At 65.2% G+C, this 22062-nt stretch carries 19 protein-coding genes; 12 read left to right on the forward strand and 7 right to left on the reverse strand.

All coding sequences use genetic code 11. The features are described from left to right. The first annotated feature begins 71 nt into the window (after positions 1 to 71). From AC1DSD_RS13580 to AC1DSD_RS13590, 3 genes are all read left to right on the forward strand, one after another. The gene (locus tag AC1DSD_RS13580; RefSeq protein ID WP_478030784.1) at positions 72 to 500 is read left to right on the forward strand and encodes a YciI family protein; all 429 of its coding nucleotides are present in this window, start codon (positions 72 to 74) and stop codon (positions 498 to 500) included. A 101-nt stretch (positions 501 to 601) separates the two neighbouring features. Next, entirely contained in the window at positions 602 to 1249 is a 648-nt protein-coding gene (locus tag AC1DSD_RS13585; RefSeq protein WP_478030785.1) for a glutathione S-transferase family protein, read from the forward strand. Positions 1250 to 1297: 48 nt separating this feature from the next. Beyond that, entirely contained in the window at positions 1298 to 2575 is a 1278-nt protein-coding gene (locus tag AC1DSD_RS13590) for an RNA polymerase sigma factor (RefSeq protein WP_478030786.1), read from the forward strand. An 18-nt stretch (positions 2576 to 2593) separates the two neighbouring features. On the opposite strand, the gene AC1DSD_RS13595 is transcribed toward AC1DSD_RS13590, so the two are convergent. Continuing rightward, on the reverse strand, positions 2594 to 3613 hold the full coding sequence (locus AC1DSD_RS13595; RefSeq protein WP_478030788.1) for a serine hydrolase domain-containing protein: 1020 nt from the start codon (positions 3611 to 3613) through the stop codon (positions 2594 to 2596). Continuing rightward, positions 3610 to 5166, reverse strand: coding sequence for an MFS transporter (locus AC1DSD_RS13600; protein WP_478030790.1), 1557 nt, complete (start codon positions 5164 to 5166; stop codon positions 3610 to 3612). The genes AC1DSD_RS13595 and AC1DSD_RS13600 overlap by 4 nt, the downstream gene beginning before the upstream one ends. 275 nt (positions 5167 to 5441) lie before the next feature. Between AC1DSD_RS13600 and AC1DSD_RS13605 the strand changes: the two genes are divergently transcribed. From AC1DSD_RS13605 to AC1DSD_RS13625, 5 genes are all read left to right on the forward strand, one after another. Then, complete coding sequence (locus AC1DSD_RS13605; RefSeq protein WP_478030791.1) at positions 5442 to 8498, forward strand: TonB-dependent receptor domain-containing protein; 3057 nt, start codon at positions 5442 to 5444, stop codon at positions 8496 to 8498. 271 nt (positions 8499 to 8769) lie between these two features. After that, on the forward strand, positions 8770 to 9450 hold the full coding sequence (locus AC1DSD_RS13610) for a hypothetical protein (RefSeq protein WP_478030793.1): 681 nt from the start codon (positions 8770 to 8772) through the stop codon (positions 9448 to 9450). Positions 9451 to 9526: 76 nt separating this feature from the next. Further along, positions 9527 to 9973: a TadE/TadG family type IV pilus assembly protein gene (locus tag AC1DSD_RS13615; protein ID WP_478030795.1), complete on the forward strand. Its 447-nt coding sequence runs from the start codon at positions 9527 to 9529 to the stop codon at positions 9971 to 9973. Between the two features lie 11 nt (positions 9974 to 9984). Then, a complete protein-coding gene (locus tag AC1DSD_RS13620; RefSeq protein ID WP_478030797.1) occupies positions 9985 to 11613 on the forward strand; it encodes a TadG family pilus assembly protein in 1629 nt (542 codons plus the stop codon). 19 nt (positions 11614 to 11632) lie between these two features. Beyond that, positions 11633 to 12043, forward strand: a complete 411-nt coding sequence (locus AC1DSD_RS13625; RefSeq protein ID WP_478030799.1) for a hypothetical protein — start codon at positions 11633 to 11635, stop codon at positions 12041 to 12043. A 41-nt stretch (positions 12044 to 12084) separates the two neighbouring features. On the opposite strand, the gene AC1DSD_RS13630 is transcribed toward AC1DSD_RS13625, so the two are convergent. The 3 genes from AC1DSD_RS13630 to AC1DSD_RS13640 all read right to left on the reverse strand — a co-directional run bounded on the left by AC1DSD_RS13630 (position 12085) and on the right by AC1DSD_RS13640 (position 16145). After that, positions 12085 to 12948: a PAS domain-containing protein gene (locus AC1DSD_RS13630; protein WP_478030800.1), complete on the reverse strand. Its 864-nt coding sequence runs from the start codon at positions 12946 to 12948 to the stop codon at positions 12085 to 12087. A 245-nt stretch (positions 12949 to 13193) separates the two neighbouring features. Then, positions 13194 to 15245 carry a M13 family metallopeptidase gene (locus AC1DSD_RS13635; RefSeq protein WP_478030801.1) on the reverse strand — a complete coding sequence of 684 codons (2052 nt, stop codon included), beginning with the start codon at positions 15243 to 15245 and terminating at the stop codon, positions 13194 to 13196. A 48-nt stretch (positions 15246 to 15293) separates the two neighbouring features. After that, positions 15294 to 16145 carry a type 1 glutamine amidotransferase domain-containing protein gene (locus AC1DSD_RS13640; RefSeq protein ID WP_478030803.1) on the reverse strand — a complete coding sequence of 284 codons (852 nt, stop codon included), beginning with the start codon at positions 16143 to 16145 and terminating at the stop codon, positions 15294 to 15296. A 715-nt stretch (positions 16146 to 16860) separates the two neighbouring features. Between AC1DSD_RS13640 and AC1DSD_RS13645 the strand changes: the two genes are divergently transcribed. Genes AC1DSD_RS13645 through AC1DSD_RS13660 form a run of 4 tightly spaced genes read left to right on the forward strand, consistent with a single transcriptional unit; the run spans position 16861 to position 20549 of the window. Next, the gene (locus AC1DSD_RS13645; protein ID WP_478030804.1) at positions 16861 to 17559 is read left to right on the forward strand and encodes an SGNH/GDSL hydrolase family protein; all 699 of its coding nucleotides are present in this window, start codon (positions 16861 to 16863) and stop codon (positions 17557 to 17559) included. Further along, positions 17556 to 18788: a GDSL-type esterase/lipase family protein gene (locus tag AC1DSD_RS13650; RefSeq protein ID WP_478030806.1), complete on the forward strand. Its 1233-nt coding sequence runs from the start codon at positions 17556 to 17558 to the stop codon at positions 18786 to 18788. The genes AC1DSD_RS13645 and AC1DSD_RS13650 overlap by 4 nt, the downstream gene beginning before the upstream one ends. Before the next feature lie 4 nt (positions 18789 to 18792). Then, positions 18793 to 20199: an MBOAT family O-acyltransferase gene (locus AC1DSD_RS13655; protein WP_478030807.1), complete on the forward strand. Its 1407-nt coding sequence runs from the start codon at positions 18793 to 18795 to the stop codon at positions 20197 to 20199. A gap of 11 nt (positions 20200 to 20210) precedes the next feature. After that, positions 20211 to 20549, forward strand: coding sequence for a hypothetical protein (locus tag AC1DSD_RS13660; RefSeq protein WP_478030809.1), 339 nt, complete (start codon positions 20211 to 20213; stop codon positions 20547 to 20549). Here the strand turns inward: AC1DSD_RS13660 and AC1DSD_RS13665 are convergent. Beyond that, positions 20539 to 21513 (reverse strand): FAD binding domain-containing protein, encoded by a 975-nt coding sequence (locus AC1DSD_RS13665; RefSeq protein ID WP_478030811.1) that lies wholly within the window; start codon positions 21511 to 21513, stop codon positions 20539 to 20541. The genes AC1DSD_RS13660 and AC1DSD_RS13665 overlap by 11 nt on opposite strands. Beyond that, positions 21510 to 22025, reverse strand: coding sequence for a 2Fe-2S iron-sulfur cluster-binding protein (locus tag AC1DSD_RS13670; RefSeq protein ID WP_478030812.1), 516 nt, complete (start codon positions 22023 to 22025; stop codon positions 21510 to 21512). The genes AC1DSD_RS13665 and AC1DSD_RS13670 overlap by 4 nt, the downstream gene beginning before the upstream one ends. Positions 22026 to 22062 lie beyond the last annotated feature (37 nt).

Below are 22062 nucleotides of genomic sequence, written 5' to 3' on the forward strand. Positions count from 1 at the left end.
GATTTCCGACACACTCGTTCGTCGTCCCGATGAGACGCCAATTGGGGCCGGCTCGACCAAGGAGACAGACGATGCGTGTAATGGTGCTGGTGAAAGGCAACGAGGACACCGAAGCGGGCCTCGCGCCCACCTCCGAAATGCTGGAAGCGTTCGCGGCGATGGACCGGTTCACCGAGGAACTGGTCGAGGCCGGCATCTTCATCGCCGGCGCCGGGCTCAAGCCCGGCACCGAATCGAAGCGTATCGCGTACGAGGGCGGCAGCAGCACGGTCACCGACGGGCCGTTCGCCGAAGCGCGCGAGCTGATCGCGGGCTTCTCGATCTGGGAAGTCAGGGACATGGACGAGGCCGTGGCCTGGGCCACGCGCTACCCCATGATGGCCGGCAGCGAGGTCGAAATCCGGCCATTCTACGAAGCGGCGGACCTGGCCGATTTCGTCGCGCCCGAGGAACTCGCCAGCCCGCGCGGCGGCGACCGCGGCAAGCTTGGCGTCGCCTGAACCGGTCGGCTGGGGCGGCAAGGCCTCTCCAGCCGGCTTCACTCTGATTGGCGGCCGATGATCGTTTCGTCGACACGCCTTGCCATCATCGGAGATTGACGATGACCATCACCATCACTGCGTTCGAACGGTCGCCCGACGGCGGCAAAGGCCTGGCACGTGATACGCGGGTTCGCTGGGCGCTCGAAGAAGCAGGGCTGCCGTACGACGTTCGTTTCGTTTCCTTCGCCGAGATGAAGGAACCGGCACATCTGGCGGTGCATCCGTTCGGCCAGATACCCACATTCGAGGAAGGCGATCTCGCCTTGTTCGAGACCGGCGCGATCGTCTTCCACATCGCGGAGCGACACACGGCCCTGCTGCCCGAGGACCCTGATGCCCGGGCGCGCGCAATTACCTGGATGTTCGCCGCGCTCAGCAGCGTCGAGCCGCCGATCCTCGACCTCCAGACGGCCAAATTCGCGGAAGGCGACAAGCCATGGGCGCAGGAGCGGATGCAGCTGGTCTTCGACCGCATCCGCGCCCGGTTGCGCCAGCTGGCCGATCGCCTGGGCGATGCCGAGTGGCTCGACGGCAGGTTCAGCGCAGGTGACCTGCTGATGGTGTCGGTGCTGCTGCGGCTGCGGATGTCGGGGATTCTGGATGAGTTTCCGACCCTGGCCGCCTATGTCGCACGCGGCGAAGCGCGCCCGGCCTATCAGCGGGCGTTCGCCGCGCAATTGGCGGTGAACGCGCCGCCGACCAGCTGAATAACGGCCTGCTTGCGTCGTCGCCGCCCCTGACGGACAAGGGGCGGCGTGACGGCAGGCGAGACGTATACCGGCGAAACCCATCAGGCGATCGAGGCGACCTTTCGCATCGAACGGGCCAGGCTCATCGCCGGCCTCGCCCGCATGGTGCGTGACATCGACCGGGCCGAGGAACTGGCGCAGGAAGCGCTGATCGTCGCGTTGTCCGATTGGCCGAAGACCGGCGTTCCGGCCAATCCGGGCGCCTGGCTGATGGCCGTCGCCAAGCGGCGCGCGATCGACGCCATCCGGCACGACCAGATGCGGATGCGCAAGCACGAGGAAATCGCGCGGACGCTCGATGAGGAAGCCGAGGATGCGACCGCGGCGATCGACGCCGCGCTGGACGACGACCTCGGCGACGAATTGCTCGGGCTGATCTTCACCGCCTGTCATCCGATGCTGTCGGCCGATGCCCGCGCGGCGCTCACGCTGCGGGTGGTCGGCGGGCTGACGACCGACGAGATCGCCCGCGCTTTTTTGTCGAGCGAAGCGACGATCGCACAGCGCATCGTTCGCGCCAAGAAGGCGATCGCCAAGGCCGGCCTGGCGTTCGAGGTGCCGCGGGGCGCCGAGCGGGCGGCGCGGCTGCCCGCGGTGCTTGAGGTCCTCTATCTCATCTTCAACGAAGGCTATGCGGCGACGGCGGGCGACGACCTGGTCCGGCCGGGGCTGGCGCAGGAGGCGCAGCGGTTGGGGCGCATCCTGGCGGGGTTGATGCCCGAGGAAGCTGAAGTACTAGGCCTGCTGGCGCTGATGGAGATCCAGGCGTCGCGGCTGAACGCGCGCACCGGGCCGGACGGCGCGTTCGTGCCCATCACCGAGCAGGATCGCGCGCGCTGGGATCAGTTGCTGATCCTGCGCGGGCTCGACGCGCTGGCCCGCGCCGACGCGCTCGGCGGTCAGGGGCCTTATGTACTGCAGGCCGCACTCGCCGCCTGCCATGCGCGCGCGCGCCGGGCCGCCGATACCGATTGGACGCGCATCGCCGCGCTCTACGATCGGCTGCGCGTCGTGACCCCCTCGCCCGTGGTCGACCTCAATCGCGCGATCGCGCACAGTATGGCGTTCGGACCGGACGCAGGGCTCAGGCTGATCGACGAGATTCCCGATGCCGACGCCTTGCGCTACTATGCGCCATTCCCGGCGGCGAGAGGCGATTTCCTGTTCCGGGCGGGCCGGCTGGCCGAGGCGCGGACGGCATTCGAGGCTGCCGCCGCGCTTACCCGCAACGCGCGCGAGCAGGCGTTTCTGCTCGGGCGAGCGGATGCTTGCGGCGGCAACTAGCCCAGTCGGTCGCCGCCGCTAAGCCTGACGCTGCGCGTCCCAGGCCGCGATCACTGCATCGCCGGTCGCCGGCCTGACCTCGAAAATGCTCTTCCCTGCCTCGCTATGTCGCGACGGATGGACACGGTTGGTCAGCAAGGTCCACGCAATGCCGCGGTCGAAATCGACCCACAGGCCGGTACCGGTGAAGCCGGTATGGCCGATCGTCTCGCCCGAACAGGCCGCCCCGCCCGACCAGCCGTCGAAGCACCGTTCCCAGCCGCAGGTGCGGTGGCCGTAATAGGGCGTGCGCATCGCCTCGAGCATCGCCGACGACGCGCCGCTGCCGTCGAGCAGCCCCAAAGCGAAATCGAGCACCCCCGCTACCGTCCCGAACAGCCCGGCATGACCGGTCTCGCCACCCATCGCGAAGCAATTCTCGTCATGCACTTCGCCCTTGAGGACGCGTCCGCGCCACTGGCAAAGCTCGGTCGCGACAGCGGGACCCGGCGGCGGGCCGTAGCTCAACCCCGTCCCGAGCGGCCAGGCCGAGAGCGGCCGCCCGGTGATCCGCTCGATCGCGATCCCCAGCAGGATGAAGTTGATGTCCGAATAGACCGGCGGTCCATGCCGCCACTCGCGCTGCAACACGAACGCGCGCAGCCGCGCCGGGTCATCGCCATAAGTGTAGATCGGCTCGACCGCGGGAAGGAAGCTGCGATGCGCCAGGCAGTCGCGAAAGCTGAGCTTGCGCTCGGCGGCGTTGGCGACGTCGTACTGACGCAGATCGGGGATGGCGTCGGTCAGCGGGCGGTCGAGGTCGAGCCTGCCCTGATCGGCAAGGCGCAAGATCATCGTCGTCGTCGCGATCACTTTCGACACCGAGGCGAGGTCGAACCAATGGTCGAGCGTCAACGCCTCGGACTCGGGCAGCAGCGCGGCCATCCCGGCATGCGTCACCCAGCGCCGCCCGTCGGCTGCCACCACGCCCAGCGTCGCACCGGGAATCCTGCCCGCCACGACCGCGGCGGCGGCAGGAGCGAAGGCCTGTTCGATCATGCCGCCACGGCTCCGGTCGCGTTGGGATCATCGTCGGGTCGCGGCTTCGCGCGGACAATGAACGGCAGCAGGACCAGCACTGCTACGCTCATCGTGCCCGCCATGATGAAGAAGCCGTCATAGCCGATTGCCTTCTGGAACACCCCCGACAACCCTGCGAGCAATCTAGGAATGAGGAAGGCGAGCCCGGAGAACAGCGCATATTGCGCGGCGGGATAGCGCGGATTGACGAGCAGCGAGAGGTACACGACGAACACCGCGCCTTCGAATCCGTGCCCGAATTGATCGACCGCCATGGCGAGATAGAGATCGAGATCGCCGGCGGTCACGCCGAGGCCGAACAGCGAGAACAATACCGGCCCGCCGGGCGCCTGATGCGCGAGCCACGCGAAGATCCAGTTGCTGAGCGCGGACATCACCCCGCCGATCACCAGCGCCCAGCCCATCGACACCCGAGCCGCCAGCAGCCCGCCCAAGGTCACGCCGAGCAACCCCGACACCAAAGCGACGACGCCGTCGGCGGCGCTGATCTGCTTGAGCCCATAGCCCAGGAAATTGAACATCGGATGCGACAGCGTGTTCGCCATCACATCGCCGGTCCGGTAAATCGAGATGAACAGCAGGATCGGAATGACGACCAGGCCGTATCGCCACGCCACGTCGACATAGGGACCGACCGCCAGCGACCGTCGCAGCGGTGCGTGCCAGGGCAGCTTGCGTAGCCATGGCACTGCCGCGCCGAGCACCAGGAACGGCAGCAGCCCGAGCCCGGCCACCCAATATTTCATGATGTCGGGATTATCGATCCCGACCGAGCCGATCGCGGACAGCAGCACCCAACCGATCACTGCGGTCGCCACGGTTATGGCAGCGATTGCCGCCCCGCTGGTCAGCAAACCGCTCAGCAGCGCGGGGATCCGACCGTCGACGCGGCCGCTCTCGGACCGCATCGCCGCCAGGAGCGGAAAAGGCAGGAACGCCAGCACGCCGATAGCCAGATAGGCGAAGGTCCAGTCGGATATCGCGGCGACGTAGATCGCGCCGCCGCCGGCCACCACCATCGAGATGCGATAGCCCCATTGGTTGACCGCGACGAGCGGCCCCTGCTCTTCGGCGGTCGGCGCCAGTTCGACCCGCCACCCATCTGCCGCGATCTCGAGCGTGCTGGTCCAGAAGGCGAGCAGCAATGCGAACAAGGCGGTCAGCGGCAGGCTCTTGTCCGATGCGGTGAACGCCATGCCGATCGTCGATAGGAAGATGCCGAGCTGGGAAACCATGATCCAGCCGCGCCGCCGGCCCCAGAAGCGACCAAACCCCGGCATGTCATATTTGTCGAGCAACGGCGCCCAGGCGAATTTGAACGTCGGCAGCAGCGATACCCAGGCGAAATAGCCAATCGTTACGATGTCGACATTGTGCCGCGCCAGACGCAGGAACAGCACGGTGTTGAACATGTAGAACGGCAAGCCGGCGGAAAAGCCGAGCAGCGTGTACAGCGCCAGCCGCCCGAAACCCGGACGCAGCACAGTGCGCTCGGCCGCACCGGAATCCATCGCTCCTGCCGTCATGCGCGCGGTCCGATCTTGCGGCTGATCAAATGCTGCACCGGCGATCCTCTCTCACGCATTGGAGCCACGGTCCGATGCCCGCCCGGCCGCGTCAATGGCTGCTGTGTTGCAACCACGCAACGCTTTGCCCCTTCTGCACACAAAAAGGGAACCGGTTTCATCTCTTGGCGCAAAAGGAAGGTGACAAGACTTGTCCATTTTGATGCTTAATGTCGCCAATGAAAGCGCCTCGGGAAGGGCGCGTCCAGGGGGACCATATCATGACAGGATCGAACTCGCTTCGTCTCGTGCTGGCGTCGGGGACGGCGCTTGCCGCCTTGTGCTTGCTGCCGAACGCTGCCTTCGCGCAATCGACCAATAGCGATCAGACCACGGCGCCCGCCGCGACTCCGACGGGTGCGGCGGCGCCGGTGGTCAACGACCAGGAGGACCGAGGCAGCGGCAAAGAGATCATCATCACGGGTTCGCGTATCAAGCAGGACCCGAACAATAGCGCGCTGCCGTTGACGATCATCACCAACCAGGACCTGCAACGCAACTCGATCAGCAGTCCCGAACAGCTGATCATGTTCCTGCCGACCAACGGCAGCGGCGCGGACAACCTTGCATCGAATTCGGACGTGGTCAGCGGTGCGCAGCGCGGCACCAATGGCCTGTCGGCGGCGAACCTGCGCGGCCAGGGGTCGGCTGCGACTCTGGTGCTGCTGAACGGCCGCCGCGTCGCCGCGCACGGTCTGTCGGGATCGGCGGTCGACGTGAACCAGATTCCCTTCGCCGCGATCGACCGGATCGAGGTGCTGAAGGACGGTGCCTCAGCGATCTACGGCACCGACGCGGTCGGCGGCGTGATCAACTTCATCACCAAGAAAAACTTCACCGGCCTGGATGTCCAGGGCTTTACCGACACGACCGAGCAGGGCGACGGCAACATCTACCGTTTGTCGGGCGTGGTCGGCTATGGCGACCTGAACAAGAACGGCTTCAATATCATGGCCGCGGTCAGCTATAGCTGGAACCAGATCCTGCGCGGATCGGACCGCGATTTCGTCAACGGCAACCAACCCAATCGCGGCCTGTCGATCGACACCCGCGGCACGCCGATCGCCACCATCTTCAACACCGGCGCCAGCGTGCTGCAGCCCCGCAACTCGCTCAACCCGTTGCTGACGGGCACGCTGACTGGCGGCCTGACGCTGACAGCCCCCAATGGTGCGAATGCCGCTGCCGGCGGCATCAACACGCTCGATCTGCCCGGCGGCGCCGGTTGCGCCTCGATCGATGGCGGGATGGCGTATGACGAGGTGCTGTGGAACGCGCCGACGGCCTATTATGCCTGTTCCTGGGACACCGGCCGTGCTGCCGTCATCCAACAGCCGATCAAGACTCTGACCTATTATGGCCGCGGCGTGGTCAAGCTCGGGGCGAGCGAGTTATCGCTCGAAGTGACCGGATCGGATGCAAAGTCGGCCAAGAGTTTCTCCAATGCGCAGCTGTCGGGCAATACGACCAGTCTGCCGGTCGCCTACCCGCTCAATTCGATCACCAAATCGACCTATGACTCGATCTTCAATGCGCTCCTGACCAACTTCCCCGGTGCGACGGCGGGGCTTAACGCCAATTACGGCAAGCCGATCGGCTTCCGCTGGCGTTGCGCCGCCTGCGGTCCGCGCGAATATGTGACCGACACCAAGACGCTCCGGATCGCGGCAGGATTGGAAGGGCCCCTGCCGCTCAAAGGTTGGGATTATCGCGCCGGCGCTTCCTATGCGCGCAGCGAATCCTCGTCGGTGCTGGGAAGCGGTTATTATTATTCGGGCATCCTCGCCACGATTAGCGGCACGCCCCCCGTCACCACTTATTCAAACGATCCCAAGGCACCAATCGCACCCGGCGCAACCCAGCCTGGCCTGGTCGGCCTGATCAACAGCGGCATCCTCAACCCGTTCTCGCTGACCCAATCCCAGGCGGCAATCGATGGACTAGCGGCGGTCTCGGCCAAGGGCACGACGCTCTATGGCGGCAAATATGAGGTGAAGCAGTTCGACGCTTCCATCTCGGGCCCGCTCTTCCCGATCGGGGGCCGCGACATCCAGCTTGCATTGGGGGTAGACTATCGCCGTGAGACCTATTCGTTCAATGGGTCGCCGGCGGCAGCCGCAGGCCAGCCGACGATCTTCCTGGCGGCGTTCGATAACGTCAACGCACTGACGCCCAAGGAACGCACCGTTAAGGCGGCCTATGCCGAAATGCTGGTACCGATCCTACCGGGCCTCGACGTAACCGGAGCCGTGCGCGTCGACGACTATACCGGCTTTGGCACGACGACCAATCCGAAGGTGTCGTTCAAGTTCCGGCCGGTCCAGCAGATCATGTTTCGCGGATCGTACAATACAAGCTTCCGCGTGCCGACCTTCAACCAGATATTCAACGGCATCACCGAATCGCCTTACGCGGGCAGCGACTTGGCCGATCCCGTCAAATGCTCGGGCGGCGTGCCTAACCTGACGAATCCGGCCTGCGCGTTCATCCGACCGAATATCTGGACTGGCGGCACGCTGAGTCTGAAGCCCGAAACCGCCAAGCAGTTCAACCTCGGCGTGGTGCTGCAGCCAGTCAAGAACGTCAGCCTGTCGGTCGACTGGTGGTCGATCAGCGTCGACAACACCATCCAACTGCTGACCCTACGTCAGCTGATCGACAATGCATCGTTGTTCCAGGATCGGTTCATCCGCGATTCGACCGATACGATCGTGACGATCGACGATCGCTGGATCAACGCCGGGTCGCGACGCACCCAAGGCCTCGAATTCACCTATCGCGGCTCGTTCGACGCGCTGGGTGGCACAATCAGCACCGGGCTCGACGGCTCGTTGCTGCTCAAGAAGCGCGAGAAGCTCACTCCGACCTCGGCTTACGGGCCGAGCCTGATCGGCGTGTTCACCTTCGCTGGCGACCTGGGCATCCGGTGGAAGCACAACGCCTTCGTCGCCTGGTCGAACAACAATGTCAGCGTTTCGCTGACCCAGATTTTCCGCAAGGGCTATAAGAATTTCGCTTTGCCGGGGATCGCCGCGGGCACCGTCTCGCGGCCCGATTACAACCAGTTCGTCGACGACTACATCATCTACAACGCATCATTGGCCTATACTGGTCTCAAGGGCTTCAAGATCGCGTTGGGCGTCAAGAACCTGTTCAACACCGATCCGCCCTTCGCCATCACCTATGACGGCAACACTGGCGCCGGTAGCTCATGGGAACCCCGCGTTACCGATCCGCGTGGCCGGTCGTACACCATGTCAGTCGAGGTGAAGTTCTGACGCCAACGACCATCGCGCATAAAATTAGAGGGGCGTCCGGCAACAGGCGCCCCTTTTTCTGTCCGGCCGAGAGCGTGATGCGAGTGAGTGGAATCCGTCTAATCGCGTGTCTAGCAGGCTGAATCGCCGACCGAATCGTACCGATTGTCGCCCGAGCGCACAGACTCAAAGCCAAAAACTGCGTAAATTGCGCAGTTGGCCTTCTGCCCCCGTCAACGGTCGCGCAATGCGCGTGCGCGCAAACCCCTCGCCCATCATCGAAAAGGTTTGCATGCGACCGACGGCGACATTCTCACCCGGCCCTTCCAGTCCCTGGCCAGCGCTCGCGCCGGTCGGATTGTTCCTGGTCGTCGCCGCCGTGCTGATCGTCGGACGCACGTCGCCGCCGATGATGTGGCTGGCGCCGATGTGCTTCGGCGCCTTCGCCTCGCTGATCCTGGTGTGGCGATCCGGGGCGCCGGTATTCATCCAATCGGGCGTGTCGATGCTCGTTATCACCGAACTCATGATGGTCGGGGTGCGCAGCGACGCACTGGGGATGCGCCAGGTCGAAGGCAAAGTGTCGACCGCGATCGCATCCTCCGACGCCGAGGGCAGTGACCCGGCGGCTGCGACCACGCCCGCGCCGGCATCGCGCGTGTCGATCGCGACGACCTCCACGGATGCCGCGGGCGAAGCCGACGACTTGTCACGCCGGATCCAGCAAAATCTTCCCGAGCACCTGCGTAACAGCGAAATACGAGGCGAATTGAAGGTCGACCGGCTCCGCTCGGACACCAGGTTGGCGCTGTCATGGTCGGTCGGACCGGCGGGCAGCGCGACCTGGTGCGGATCGACCAGCGTGTTCGCTGCCAACGCCCAGGCCGGAGTCGCACTGCTCGCCGCGGAAGTGGCGAAACGGCTGTCGCCGCCGCCCGGTGCGCGCCCCGGATGCGGCAGCCAGCACGCGTAAAACTGCGCAGTTTGAGCAATTGCATCGAACAGGCCGCTAGCGATTTCGGCAATGCCCCTCGCCTAACCATGTCGTCATGACGAGCCGTAACGCCTTCCTGTCTCGCCACCGCGGCGGTCGCCGGCGACTTCTTCAAGACGAACGCGGTGCGGCGCTGGTCGAGATGGCGATGGTCCTGCCCGTGCTGCTGCTGCTGATCATGGGGATCATCGTCTACGGACAATGGCTGGCCTGTGCGAACGCCCTGCAACAAAGTGCGAACGAAGGCGCGCGCGCCAGCTTGTCGGGCCTGTCGCAGGAAGAACGCGCGCTGACCGCGCGGCAGACGGTTACCGACTCGCTGTCGCATTATGACGGCATCGACCAGCGCAAGGTGGTTGTCGGCATCCAGGACGACGGCGCCACGCTCAACGTCACGGTCAATTACGACATGTCGGACCAGCCGGTGATGAAGCTGCCGTTCGCACCCATCCCAGACAAGGTCCTATCGCGCAGCGCCGCCGTGCGGTTGAGCAATTTTTGAAGGGGGCAAGAATGCGCGTCAGATCTTCCCTGTTCGCCTCGACCAGCGGCAACGTCACGATCCTGTTCGGCGGCGGCCTGCTCGCGTTCCTGGGGGTCGCTTCGCTCGCGGTCGACGCGACCAATCTTTATTTGGCCAAGCGCCATGCTCAGGGGATCGCCGATGCGGCGGCGCTGGCGGCGGCGGGTAATATTGACGATGCGAGCGGCGCCGCAGCCGCGGCGCGCAACGCCAATTCGATGCAGGGGCTCTCGATCGTCAGCGTCGAGCCTGGCAAATATACCGACGATCCGAAGATTGCGGCAAGCACACGCTTCGTCGTGGGTGCCGATGGCGCCAACGCCGCGCGCGTCCGTGTCCATGTCGACGTGCCGCTCTATTTCGCCCGGATTTTCGGCAAGCCGACCGTGCCGGTCGAAGCGCGCGGCACCGCCGCCCGGATCGATCTGGTCGCCTTCTCGATCGGCTCGCGGCTGGCGGGGGTCAGCGGCGGTCTGCCCAACGCCATGCTGTCGCAACTCGCGGGCACCGACCTGCAACTGAGCGCAATGGACTATCAGGCACTCGCCGGCGGCCAGCTCGACATCCTCAAATTCAGCGAGGCGCTGCGCTCGCAACTCAACGTCCAGACCGCGACCTTTGGCGAGCTGATGAACATGGAGGCCAGCTTGCCCCAGATTTCGCGCGCGATGGCGGCATCGGTCACCGACGCCCAGGCGTCGTCGGTGCTGAGTGCCGTCGCCAACCGGTTGCCGCAAAACTCGACCAAATTGTCTTCGCTGATCGACCTCGGTCCACTCGCGGAAGAGACCAAGTCCGACCCGTCGCGGCCGATTACCGTCGATGCTTTCTCGATGCTGCGCGGCACGCTCGAGCTTGGCGGGCAGCATCAGATCAGTACCGATCTCGGCGCGACGGTGCCGGGCCTCACCTCGACCAAGATCTGGATCGCGATTGGTGAACGGCCGGCAAATTCGCCTTGGCTCAGGGTCACCGCGGCGCATGATGTCGAGGTACGTACGGCGCAGACGCGGATCTATCTGGATACCCAGGTCGCGCCGCAACTCGGCCTCGCCTCGCTCAGAGTGCCGATCTATGTCGAACTGGCCGCCGCCAGTGCGAGATTGAAGGAGGTGTCCTGCTCCGCGGGAGCGAGCAAGGCGACGGTCAAGCTGACCGTGACGCCTTCGCTGGGCGAAGCCGCGATCGCCGATGTCGATCCGACCACGCTGGGAAATTTCCAGGCGGCGCCCACGCTCAACCGCGTGACGATGCTGCGCACGCCGCTCGCCAGCGTGTCCGGCTTCGCCGACGTCAAGCTGGGCGGCGCCGATCCACAGGATGTGTTCTTTTCGGCGAGCGACATTGCCAACCACACCGTGAAGCAGGTCAGCACCAACGACCTGCTCCAAGACGTGGCATCCTCGCTGATTTCGCGGATCGACCTCAACGTCAATGTGCTGGGACTGGGGCTGAACGTGGGGACGCTGACGGCATTGGTCGGCCAGGTGCTCAATCTGGCGGCCGCACCGCTAGACGGTGTGTTTGGCCAGGTCACGTCGCTGCTGGGGGTTCACGTCGGGCAAGCGGACGTGTGGGTAAATGGTGTGCGATGCGGCACGCCGGTGTTGGTCGGATAGCGACCGGGGTGGGGAGGAAATGGGTAGATCGAATTTAGTCTTCAGGCGCGACGATACCTGGCGGCCGCTCAGCTATCGGCTCGAATTGCCGGCCGAAATCCGCGAATTCCGGTCGTGCCGCCTCGACATCTTGCTGCTCGAACTGTCGGTCGCCGGCTGCGGATTATGGGCCGGATTCAAGATCCGGGTCGAACGACCGATCACCTTGTTCGTCGATGGCTTCGCGCCGATCAAGGCGAGTACCGCCTGGAGCGACAGCGGTTTCGCCGAACTGATGTTCGACCAGCATCTGCACCTCAGCGTCGTTCAGCACATGGCTCGGGAGTCGGCGGCCTGTTGCCGTCGTGTCATGCCGTACGGCGTGCCGAGCGCCGCGCATGCCGAGTACGCCGCGCTATCGCAGGAACTGGGAAAACCGCTGGATATCTGAGCCTCATGCGGCAGGGCGGGTTCGGCGTCGCCCGAGTAAATCTATTTGCGCGTCACCACCATCACCGCGCCTTCGCTGCCATAGACGCCGCGCAGGTCCTTGATCGCCCCGACTGCCGGGACGGTGGTACCGTCGTTGCGCAGGAATTCGGTCTCGAACCGTTGCGTGCCGCCGTGGCTCAGCACGGTCTCGATCGCCTCGCGCAGCATCACGCGCTGCCCAACCGGCACGAGATCGACGACGGAGACGTTGGACAGTCGTTCGCGGGGAAGCTGGAGCAGGTCGCTCATCGCGGCGTCGACTTCCTCGATCCGTCCGCGCACGTTGAACCAGATATAGCCGATCCCACCATGCGCCAGGATCGCTTCGATCAGCGCCTTCTTCGTGTCGGCCAGCCGATAGGCTTTCACGTCATCGGTAATGTCGCGCGCGAGCATCACGACGCCCTGATGTGTCCGGAACGTCTCCATCCGATGCCAGGTGTCCGACCCGAACAGCCCCGGCAGTTCGAACGAACACGGCTCACCCGAGCGCTCGGTCCGATTGCAATAGCTCTCGAACATGGTTTCCCTGAGCGCCGGGAAGGCCTCGAACAAGCCGCGCCCGGGAAGCGCCCCTTCCGCCTTGCGCGCCATCGCATGCGCGGTGCGGTTGGCCATGATGATATTCCGCCCTTCATCGACGACGACGAGCAATAATGGCAGCCAGTCGGCGAGTTCCTGGTTGGAAAAGAGCGAGTCATGATCGTCGCTTTTCGCGGTGGCGATAAATTCGTGATAATTGGCGATCGGGAGCAGAGCATGGGTTTCGCGCCCATGATGTGTGACGAATACTGTCCTACCAGCCTGACTCAGGTGGCCGAATTGGCGCGCAAATTCCGACGCTCTTACAAAAATACCTTGCACTACGTCCCCCGTACGGCTGACGCTTTATACTCCCGGCATCGAATACCACGCTAGTCAACTTGAGATTATAACCTATGTATCAGACAATCACTATCTTCTGGTAAATCGAAGCCAAAATGAGCAAGATTTATACGTCCAGTATATCGAAAGATATTGGCCGATGTCGCTTCCGTACTATTACGGTAGCGTGCAGGAGCCGCTCGGCCTTAAAGAAGGCTGGGAGATTATCGGGTCTGTCCGAGTCCCTACCAGATCGCCGCCCGATTGCCGGGCGCCAGATATAGCGGGTCGGCCGCCCTGACTCCGAACGCGCGCACCCATGCCTCCATGTTGCGCGCGGTCCACACGCGTTGCGCGGCGGGAGCATGCGGGTTGGTCAACAAGCGCCGCCTGAGGTCGGCGTCGCGATATTTCAGCCGCCAGATCTGCGCCCAGCCGAGAAAGAACCGCTGGTCGCCGGTCAGGCCGTCGATCACCGGCGCTTCTCGTCCGCCCAGCGAAGCGCGATAGGCGTCATAAGCGATCGTCAGTCCACCCAGGTCGGCGATATTCTCGCCGAGCGTCAGTGCGCCGTTGACGTGCAGGCCGGGCAATGGCTCGTAGCGGTCGAATTGCGCGGTCAGCACCGCGGTGCGTTTCGCGAACGCGGCGCGATCGGCGGCCGACCACCAGGATGCCAGCCGCCCCTGTTCGTCATATTTGGCGCCCTGATCGTCGAACTGGTGCGTCATCTCGTGCGCGATCGACGCGCCGATGCCGCCATAATTGACTGCCGGATCGATTCTGGGATCGAAGAAAGGCGGCTGCAGGATCGCTGCGGGAAAGGTGATCGCGACCTTTGGGTAATTGGCAAAGGCGTCGACCGTCATCGGCGTCGCGCTCCATTCCCAGCGATAGATAGCTCGCCCGATTTTGGCCGCTTCCCAATCGTGGCGAAACTCGGCGGCGCGCATGGCGTCGCCGAACGCATCGCCATCGCGCATCGTGAGGCCGGCATAATCGTGCCAGCGATCGGGATAGCCGATCTGGGCGTGGAAGGCCGCCAGTTTGCGGTGCGCGCGCGCCTTCGTCTCCGGCGTCATCCAGTCGAGCGCGTCGATCCGGTGGCTAAAGGCCGCAACCAGGTTGCGCACCATCGCCTCGGCGGCGGTGCGCGTCGCCGGCGCGAAATGGCGCGCGACATAGATTTTGCTGACCTCGTCGGGCACCGCGTCGAGCACGAAGGCGATCGCGCGGCGCCAGCGCGGTTCCGGCGTGTCCACGCCATCGATCACGTGACCGTAGAATGCGAAATCGGCCGCCCGAACGTCTGCGGGCAAGACTTCAGCATAATGATGGAGCGTGCGGACGATCAGCATGGCGCGCAACGTCGCGACCGGGGCCGCATCGATCAGGCGCAACGTGGCGGCGATGGCATCGGGCTGGCGCACGATGATCCGCGGCGTGCGATAGCCCAGCGCCCGCACCAGCGTGGCGACGCGATAGCGGGAGCGCCCGGCATCGAGCGCCGACACGGCAACCGGATTGTAGGTCCGGGCGGCATCGCGGCTGTCGGCTGCCGACCATTGGGTTGCCGCGATCGCCGTCTCCAGGCGAAAGACGGCGTCCGCGGCGCTGTCCGGCGCCGCGACGCCCGCGACCTTCAGCATCCGGATCAGGTAATCGCGATACGCGGCGCGCGCCTGCCGCATCGTCGGGGTGTCGGAGGTATAATAATCGCGATCGGGCATGCCGAGCACGCCTTGCGACACGGTGAGCGCATAATGGCCGGGATCGCGGTCGTCGGGTTCGACCGCGAAGGCAAGCGGCAGATCGACCCCGCGCCGGCCGGCCTGGGCGGCGGCGGCCCAATAATCGTCCGGCGACCGGACCGCCCGCAGCTTATTGAGCCAAGCGTTCGCCGACGCCATGCCCAGCCGGTCGATACGATCCTGGTCGAGGAACGCGCGATAGGCGGTGCCGGCGCGGCTCGCTCGGTCGCGTGCCAGTTCGTCGAGGATGGCATGGACCTGGGTCCGGCTGAGATCGTCGAGTTGGCCGATCGTGCCGATGCTCGACCGGTCGGCGGGAATCGCGGTGCGGCGCTCCCAACCACCATTGGCGTAGCGGAAGAAATCGGCCCCCGGCGCGACGCTGCGGTCCATGCCGCTGGCGTCGAATCCGGAGCCTCCGATCGGACCGTCCGCGCCGCCACGCCCGGGGATCGCGATCGCTGCTGCAATGGCTAAGGCTGGCGCGCTCCCGCGGGCAATGCCGACCAGTCGCGCGATCGCAGGCCGTTGAATTGGTTGACGCATCCGTCGCGGCTCCTCGCGAACCGCCTAGCAGCGCGCGGCCCGCCCGGGCTAGTCCAACAATTCGGCGAAGCGCGCAGCGAAGGTATGTGCGTCGCCCGGCCAGCGCGCGGAGACATACTTGCCGTCGCGCACGATCCAGGCCGGGCGGGCATCGTCGATCGTATCGCGCGCCAGCCCGCTCGTCTTGCGCCGGAAATCGGACGCATCGCGCGGCACGTCGACATAATCGCCGGGGCTTGCCAGCGCGCGCGTCACCTCTGCCTCGACCGACATATGGCCCTTGGGCTGACCGGGTTCTTCGACATAGGTGCGGTAATAATCGCGATCCCACCAGCGCCCAACATGCGCGAGCGCGCTGGCGGCGCGCTCCTGCGCCCAGGTCAGCGACGCGGTGCGGCGGCCGTGCAGCACCGACTTGCCGTCGCCGCGCAGGCTGCGCGCGGCGAGCAGCACGCCGTGGCAGATAGCGCCGACCGGCTTGTCGGCATCGAAGAAGGCAACCACCAGCCGCTGCAGCATCGCGCTTTCGAGATAATCGCGCATCCCGCGCGCGCGATGTCCGCCGGGTAGCACCAGCCCATCGAAATCGCCGGCCGATGCCTGATCCCAGCGCAGCGGCGTACGGAAATGCGGATCGCGCTCGAGCTCGGCGTAAGCCCGCCGCGCATCGCGATTGGCGCGCAGCACCAACCCGATCAGGCGGATACGGCGCAGTCCCGGCACGCGACTCCAAAGATCGAGCCCGATGCCGTCGAGCATGATCGGATCGGCCGTTGCGGGTCCGCCATCCGGCGTCGCGAACCACACCTCATGTCCGCGATCGGTCAGCACGCGCCAACTGACCGCCACTTCCGACGGATCGAAATCGCGATGCGGCAGCGGCATGACCACCCGGGCCATCGGCAATCCCTCCCATCGATCGGCGGATCGTGCCGCAGCGACCGGGGCAAGGCAATCGACGGAATGGCGGCGACTCATGGCCACGAATCGACTGAAAACCGTCGGCCGGCCCAATCTTCCTCATTTCGTCGCACCCGGATCACGTTTCACCGCTGATTTGGCTCGCCTCGTCGCGCGAATTGTCGCGAGATAAAGTGTCGTCGCCGAAACGATATCGGTTTTAGTCGCGAGAATCGCCGGAGCCTCGGAAAAACAGCGGAAAACGGTGACGGATAGTAACGCGATCGAATACTGACCGGCGATTCTTGCTAAATTGCCGTGGATAGATCGCGCCATATACGTGGATAGGACATTTAGCCTGCCCCAATTGGCACAACCTATTGATGGAGATTAAATATAGCCTGCCATCTCCTCAAGTAATTATGAGATAATATCAATAAAATACTATTGCCCGTTCGTATGATTCGGCGTACCTGGATATCGCACTCGAACTAACGGGTTCACCATGCCATTGCCATTCATAGTATTGGACCGCTCTGCGGTCCTTCTCCTCGGCGTGTGCGCCGGGGCCGCCATAGGTCTCGGCTTTGTCGGGCACGCCGGTTCTGGCGCGTCCGCAGTAAAAGCCCCTGTCTGCGCGATTCCCGCCAAGACGAACGCCGCGCCGCCGGAAGTCGCCGCCGCGCGCTTATGCGGATCGGTTCCGCAAAAACAGTTGATCGCCACCTTGCACCAAGGCCGCCCGGTACGTGTAGCGGTGTTCGGCGATTCGTACGGCGATGGTGTCTGGTCGGGGCTGCAGCGGCAATTGCCGCGCGCGAACTTCGAGGTCGTCAAATACAGTCAGCCGGCAACCGGCTTCACGCGCTACAAGCGGCTCAATATCGAGGCACATACCGCCGAGCAGCTCGGCGCCGAGCCGATCGATATCGCTGTGATCTCGTTCGGCGCCAACGACATCCAGGGCATCATCACCGATGACGGCAAATATGGCCCGATGCTCGGCGACCGCTGGAAGGCGCAGATCGCGACCCGGATCGACCGTTTCGTCGGCCTGCTCCGCCGCCACCATGCGATGGTCTATTGGGTCGGCCTGCCGCGCATGCGCGAGGCGCAGACCGACAGCGACATGGGCGCGATCAACGACTTTTACGCGAGCGAAATGGCCAGGCTCGGCGTGCCGTTTGTCGACACCCGCCCGCTCGCCTCGGACAAGAACGGCCAATATGCCGCCTATCTGCCCGATCCCAAGACTGGCGAGCGCACTTTGGTCCGCGAAGGCGACGGCGTGCACATGTCGATGACCGGCTATCTGTGGATCACCAAGGGGCTGGCGGCGCGCATCCGCGACTATGTCGATGCCACGCGAGCGATCGATACCGCGCCCGCCGTCGCGCCAGAGGTCGCGCAGTGAAGGCGCTCGCCTTTGCCCTGGCGTTGCTGTTGCCCGGCACCGCCGCTGCCGACAATTGCCAGCGCGAGGCGTGCAATCTCGCCACCCTCAGGCCAGTCTTCGCGCGGCTCGACGCGGCGCGGGCGGGAATCCCGGGCATGCGCCCGGTCCATATCATCCAGATTGGCGACAGCCACACCGCCGGCGATGTGCTGACCGGCGCCTGGCGCGACCTGCTTCAGGCGCGCTATGGCAGTGGAGGGCGCGGCGTGCTCGCCGCCGGACGGCCATGGGACGGCTATATTACGCATGGCGTGACCGCGACGATGTCGCCTGGCTGGCGGGTCGCGGCAAGTTTCGGCAAGGGTTCCGAGAACATGGCGGTGCCGCTCGGCCTGTCGAGTTATTCGCTGACCTCGCTCCAGCCCGGCGCGACGATCGGCCTCACTACCGACAGCCCAACCATGGATTTCGACCGCTTCGTGCTGTGCGCGATGGCTGGACCCAATGATGCGACGCTGACCGTCCGGCTGAGCGGGATCGACCAGCGCATCACGCTCGACGCCCCCGTCCCGACCCCGCGCTGCACGACGATTCGTAGCTCTATGCCGCAATCGTCGGTCGCCGTGACCGCCGGCGATCGCCCCGCGACGATCACCTCCTGGGCGACGTTCCGCGACCAGGGCGGCGTGGTGCTGTCCAATCTCGGCGTAGTCGGCGCGCAGCTGCGGCATTTCGGCCGCACCGACGATGCGGTGATCGCCGAGGAATTGCGCGCTTATACGCCCGATCTGATCGTGCTGGCCTTCGGCACCAATGAGGGATTCTCGCCGCACCTGGACCCGCGCGAATACGAGACAAGCTTGCGCGGCCAAATCGACCGGATACGCACGCTCGCCCCCGGCATCCCGCTGCTGCTGCTCGGCGCGCCCGACGCGCTGACCCGTAACCAGGCGCTCAAGACTAATGCCGAGGGCGCGCTGCTCGGCTGCCCCGACGCGGTAACGCCCTCTTTGATCGCGCCGCCGGCACTCGGGCGGGTTCGCGGCATCCAGCGCGAGGTCGCACGCGATCTCGGCATCGCTTTCTGGGACTGGCAAGCAGCGATGGGCGGGCCGTGCGCGGCGCGCGCGTGGACGAACGCGATGCCGCCGCTGATGCGCCCCGACCATGTCCATTTCCGCTGGCTTGGCGGTCAGGCGCTCGCCGCCCGGCTTCAAGCCGATCTCGACGCTGCGATGAGCGAGTGACGCGATGCTGTTCCCCACGCTGACCTTCGGCCTGTTCTTCCTGATCGTCTTCCCCGCGGTGTGGGCCGCGCGGTCGAACGAATGGCGAAAATTGCTCCTGCTCGTCGCCAGCTGGGTGTTCTACGGCGCGTGGGACTGGCGCTTCGTGCCGTTATTGATCGGCTCGGCGCTGATCAACTGGGGCACCGCCGCGCTGATCGCGCGCAGCGACGATGCGCGTGCGCGCAAGGCGCTGCTGATCGGCGGCGTCGCGGCCAATCTCTTGGTGCTCGGCTTCTTCAAATATTTCGACTTCTTCGCGCAGCAGGCGGGCAGCCTGCTCACCTTGTTCGGCATCGGCCAGGACGCGCCGCTGATGCAGGTGATCCTGCCGGTCGGCATCTCGTTCTTCACCTTCCAGGGGATCAGCTACGTCGTCGACGTGCATCGCGGGCGCGTTCCCGCCGCGCGATTGCTCGACATTTTGCTGCTGATGTCGTTCTTCCCGCATCTCGTCGCCGGGCCGATCGTCCGCGCCGCCGATCTCGTGCCCCAGTTCCAGCAGACCCCGAAGCTCAATCGTGGAATGGTCTCGATGGGGTTGCTGCTGATCGTCTGGGGATTGTTCAAGAAAGCGGTAATCGCGTCCGAGCTCGCGACGCAATTCGTCGACCCGGTCTTCTCGGCCCCCTCGGCGCATGGCTCGCTCGACCTGATCCTCGCGGCGTACGGCTATGCGGTCCAGATTTATTGCGACTTCTCGGCCTATTCGGACATGGCGATCGGCATCGCCGCCTTACTCGGCTACCGCTTCCCGCGCAATTTCGACCGGCCCTACCGCTCGGCCTCGCTCCAGGAATTCTGGCGGCGCTGGCATATCAGCCTGTCGCGCTGGCTGCGCGATTATCTCTATATCGAGGCGCTGGGCGGCAGCCGCGGCGGCAAGATGCGGCTCTACCGCAACCTGATGATCACCATGCTGCTCGGCGGGCTGTGGCACGGCGCGGCCTGGACCTTCGTGATCTGGGGCGGACTGCACGGCGCGGCATTGGTGATAGAGCGGGTCTGGGCAACGAGCCCGCAGACCCGAAAGATCGTTCTGCCGCATTGGGCCAAGGTCGTGCTGACCTTCCACGTCGTGACCTTGGGCTGGATCTTCTTCCGCGCGGCAAGCTTCGGCGACGCGCTGGCCTATCTCGGCGGGATTGTCGCGCCGGCGACGGGCGCGGTCACCGTGACGCCATTGGTCGTCCTGCTGATCGCGTTCGGCCTCGCCATCCACGCCTTACGCTGGGACTCGATGACGCGACTGGCCGAGCGGCTGCGCGGCTTGCCCGCGCCCGCGCTCGCCGGCGCGTTGGTCGCGGCGATGCTGGTGGTCGACGCGATGCGCTTCGAAGGGATCGCCCCGTTCATCTACTTCCGCTTCTGAGAGAGCCGATCATGTCCGACCTCTACGAATTCCCCGCCAATCTTCCCGACCAAGACGATGACGGCCACGCAACGCTCAAATGGACGGGCGTGATCGTCGCCTTGGCAACGTTGGGACTGGCGTTGTTCAATCCGACCGCAATCAGCGGCTGGGTCGACGATCTACCACCGGGGCCGACCAATGTCCGCCTTACCGCAATCGGCGAAGATTGGGCCGAAACCGCTGACCGGATTGGCCTGGGCATGGGTCACGCCAGGCTTCACGCCGCCTGGAAGAGTGCCGAACGTACCAATTGGAAAGGCCGCCAGCCGGTCGAGATGGCGGCGACCGACCAGCCCGCTACGCCGTGAGGTCACGCAGGCAGGCGATCAGCGTGCGCCGCGCAAGCACGATCTTGAAATCGTTATGGCCGTACCCGCGCGCGGCCCTCAGCAGCGCGTCGGCCGCTGCCTCGAACGCTTCGGTCCCGGCAGGCTTGCCGACCAATGCGGCTTCGGCTTCGGCACTGCGCCACGGCATCGACGCAAGCCCGCCGAACGCCAGCCGCGCCGAGGTGACGACACCATCCTCGACCGCAACCGCCGCCGCGACCGACACCAGCGCAAAGGCATAGGACGCGCGGTCGCGCACCTTGCGATAGAGTTGCCGGCCAGGTGGCGGCGCGGGCAGCTCGATCGCGACGATCAGTTCGCCGGGTCTGAGATTGGTCTCGATCTCGGGCGTGTCGCCGGGCAAGCGATAGAGATCGCCGAGCGCGATCCGCCGCTCCTCGCCGTCAGGCAGCGCGGTCACCACCACCGCGTCGAGCGCGCGCAACGCCACCGCCATGTCCGACGGATGCGTCGCGATGCACGATTCCGATCCACCGAGCACCGCATGGATGCGGTTGAACCCGCCGATCGCGTCGCACCCGCTGCCCGGCTCGCGCTTGTTGCAGGCCGCCGCGGTCTCGTAGAAATAATAACAGCGCGTCCGCTGCAGCAGATTGCCGGCGGTCGACGCCTTGTTGCGCAATTGCGCCGACGCGCCCGCCAAGAGGGCCCGGCTCAGCATCGGATAGTGCGCACGGATCAGCGGATGGGCGGCGAGATCGCTATTCGGTACCAACGCGCCGATCCGCACGCCGCCGCCAGCGATCTGCTCGACGCCATCGAGTGCGAGCCGGCTGATGTCGACCAGCCTGACCGGCGTCTCGACCTGCAATTTCATCAGGTCGACCAGATTGGTCCCACCGGCAATATAACGCCCACCGTCCGCGCCGGCGGCCAAGGCGTCCTCGACGGTCGCGGCCCGCGCATAATCGAATGGCTTCATTCCGCGGCCTCCGCCACGCGCTTGGCATCCGCCACCTCGCGGATCGCCGCGACGATCGTCGGATAGGCCGAACAGCGGCAGATATTGCCGCTCATCCGCTCGCGTATCTCCATATCGTCGAACACGACATGATCGAGATCGTCGCTGACATGGCTCGGCCAGCCCTGGGCGACTTCATCGAGCATCGCAGTCGCCGAGCAGATCTGTCCCGGCGTGCAATAACCGCATTGGAAACCGTCATGATGGAGGAACGCCGCCTGCAACGGACTGAGCTGGTCGGGCGTGCCGAGTCCCTCGATCGTCACCACCTCGTCGCCTTCGTGCATCACCGCCAGGCTCAGACAGGCGTTGATCCGCCGCCCGTCGACCAGCACCGTACACGCGCCGCACTGGCCGTGATCGCATCCCTTCTTGGCGCCGGTCAGACCGAGATGTTCGCGCAACAGGTCGAGCAAGGTGGTGCGAACGTCCGCCTCCACCTCGCGCGCTTCGCCGTTGACGGTGATCCGCATCGCCTTCTCCCCGGGACAGACCCGCCGCTACAAAGGC

The sequence above is a fragment of the Sphingomonas sp. P4_D12 genome (assembly GCF_056401895.1).